This window comes from Bradyrhizobium sp. PRIMUS42 (assembly GCF_023006515.1).
Classification (GTDB): domain Bacteria; phylum Pseudomonadota; class Alphaproteobacteria; order Rhizobiales; family Xanthobacteraceae; genus Bradyrhizobium.
Genome location: NZ_JALBGZ010000780.1, coordinates 1 through 2,751 on the forward strand (window position 1 = coordinate 1; position 2,751 = coordinate 2,751).

General features: G+C 64.8%; 3 protein-coding genes. All 3 read left to right on the top strand.

All coding sequences use genetic code 11. From position 1 onward, the window contains the following. On the top strand, positions 1–517 hold a 517-nt coding region (locus MOV75_RS33505; RefSeq protein WP_247007468.1), incomplete at its 5' end, for an alpha/beta hydrolase fold domain-containing protein. A gap of 83 nt (positions 518–600) precedes the next feature. Further along, positions 601–1,533 (top strand): ABC transporter substrate-binding protein, encoded by a 933-nt coding sequence (locus MOV75_RS33510; RefSeq protein WP_246931767.1) that lies wholly within the window; start codon positions 601–603, stop codon positions 1,531–1,533. Beyond that, a complete protein-coding gene (locus MOV75_RS33515) occupies positions 1,520–2,665 on the top strand; it encodes an iron ABC transporter permease (protein WP_247007469.1) in 1,146 nt (381 codons plus the stop codon). The genes MOV75_RS33510 and MOV75_RS33515 overlap by 14 nt, the downstream gene beginning before the upstream one ends. The last annotated feature ends 86 nt before the right edge of the window (positions 2,666–2,751 follow it).

Genomic DNA, 2,751 nt, shown 5'->3' on the forward strand with positions numbered 1-2,751 from the left:
CACGCGCCGCGTTGCTGTCGGCGGCGACAGCGCCGGCGGGACGCTTGCCGCCGCGCTCGCGATCGAAGCGAAGACAAACAAGGACCTTCCGCAGCCGGTGCTTCAGGTTCTCGCCTATCCCGGCCTCAGCTCCCGACAGACCTCCGCGTCCTATGAGCGATATGGGTCCGGTCATCTCCTGGAGCGCAGCACCGTCGATTGGTTCTTCCGGCAATATCTCCGCGATGATTCCGATCGCGACGATTGGCGCTTCGCGCCGCTTGCAGCAAACGATCTATCTGGGTTGGCCCCTGCGTTCATCGTGCTCGCCGAGTTCGATCCCCTCGTGGATGAGGGGCTGGGCTATGCGGCACGGCTCCGCAGGGCCGGCGTTCCCGTCGAACTGCATGTCTATCCCGGCATGATCCATGAATTCCTGCGCATGGGGAATGTCGTGGCCGATGCCTTGCAGGCGAGGGCGGCGATCGGGCGGGCGCTGGCCGAGGCCTTTCTTGCCGCCGGCGAAAAGGCGGCTTGATATGGAAATACAGCGTGAACGAGGGTATGTCATGACTGTCATTTCCCGCGGCCTCTCTGCAAGAGGCTCCTGAACCGAATCCCATGAGCACGTTTGTCCCAGACCACAGGCTGTCCCGCCGCACGTTTCTCGGCGCGAGCGCGGCGATCGGAGGCGCGGCACTTGCGGGTGCATGGCCGCCGGCATTTGCCCAAGTCGGTGGATCGCAATCCGGGCCCCGGATTGCCGCGCTCGGCTGGGCCTGTGCCCAGACGATATTGGCGCTCGGCGTCGTGCCGCTGGTGATTCCGGAGATCGAGCGCTATGGCCGGCTCGTTGTCGAGCCGGCTGTCCCGCCCGGCGTGCAGGAGATCGGCCTGCGTTCGGAGCCAAATCTCGAGCTGCTACAGAGCTTCGCGCCTGACATCATCATCATCGATCCCAGCATCGCGGCCGCCATACCCCGGCTCAAGCTGATCGCGCCGGTCGAAATGTTCACGATCTTCAGGCCCGGCGGGCATCCTCTCGACACGGCGCGCCGTTCGACGATGGAGCTTGCGAAGCGTCTCGGGGTGCAGTCGGCGTGCGAAGCCTATTTCGGCCGCTTCGATGTCGCCATGACCGGTTATCGTGAGCGGCTTCGCGACCGCGGGGGCAAGCCGCTTTATCTCGTCAGCGAGATTGCGCGTAACCGCGCGCTCGTGTTCGGTCCGAACAGCCTCTATCAGGAGGTGCTCGATCAGTTCGGATTGAAGAATGCCTGGACCGGACAGAGTGGCCCATGGGGATATACCAGCGTGGGACTCGAAGTGCTCGCGGCGGTTCCCGACGCACGACTGGTCCTGATGACGTCGCGGGTCGCTGATGTCGAGGCCTTGCTGAGGGCGAGCCCGGTACTTCAGACTCTGCCGTCTCTCCGGTCGCGCCGGCTGACGGTCCTGGACAATCAGTTCTTCTATGGCGGCGTGCCGGCGGCCGAACGTTTCGCCCGTCTTCTCGCCGAACGTCTGCCGCGGGAAAGCGATGAGCAAGGTTGATGCGCTGCCGGCCCGGTCCTGCTTCGACATGCATCCGGCGATACTGATCGGGTTGTTGGTGGCGGCCGCGGCCGCGCTCACCTGGCGGAATCTGTCCGGATATCTGCCCGCCAGCGCGTGGTTGCCGGTGTTGTGGCGGCCCGAGATCACCGATCCGCAGCAGATGCTCGTGCACTACACCGTGTTTCCGCGCATCGCGGTGGCGCTGCTGGCCGGGGCAGCCCTTGGCCTCGCCGGTACTGTCTCTCAGCAGGTGCTGCGCAATCCACTCGCCGAACCGAGCACCATCGGTGTCCTGAATGGCGCCTATCTTGCGCTGGCCGTGACGACCTTGTGGGCGCCGTCGCTGTTGGCCTTGGGCCGAGAGTGGATTGCGCTGTTTGGCGGGGTCGCTGCGTTCCTGTGCGTGTTCGGGCTGACCTGGAAGCGTGCGCTGTCGCCTGTGGTGCTGGTGCTGGCTGGGTTGATCGTCAGCTACTATTGCGCCGTGACCACCCAGGCGCTGGTGCTGCTCAACCACGAATATCTGATTGGGCTGTTCATCTGGGGCGCCGGATTCCTCAATCAGCAGGACTGGAGCAACGTCACGTTCCTGGCGCCGCGGCTCGTGATTTCGATTGTCCTGATCGCGGCGATGGTTCGTCCGCTGACCCTGCTCGGCTTCGACGACGAGACCGCGCGCAATCTGGGCCTCGGATTGACGCGAGCACGGGTCTGCGCGCTCATCATCGCGATCGCGCTCAGCGCGTCGGTCGTCAGCGTGGTCGGCGTCATGGGATTTATCGGCTTGTCCGCGCCGGCCATCGTCATGCTCTCGGGCGCGCGGCGTTTTCGCGATAGGCTGATCTGGGCGCCTCTTTGCGGCGCCTTGCTGCTGTGGCTGACGGATCAGCTCGTGCTCTTGATCCCGCCCGGCTATCGCGAAATGCCGGCCGGTGCGGTGACAGCCCTGATCGGCGCGCCGATGCTGCTCGTGTTGCTGCCACGGCTGCGGGCCGCCATGCCGATGGGAAACCTCACGCCATCGGCTCCGCCGCGTCTCGATCACCCCTGGCGCGTGATCCTGTTCGCTCTCGCCTTGCTGCTGCTCGTCGTCTGGATCGCACTAGACTTCGATATTGAGCGTCCATAGCGGTCCATTGACCTGTACTTCGTGTCCGTGCCGCACCACGCCCGGCAGGTAGTGCGACATCAGCGTGACGGCGTTCTTCAGATACA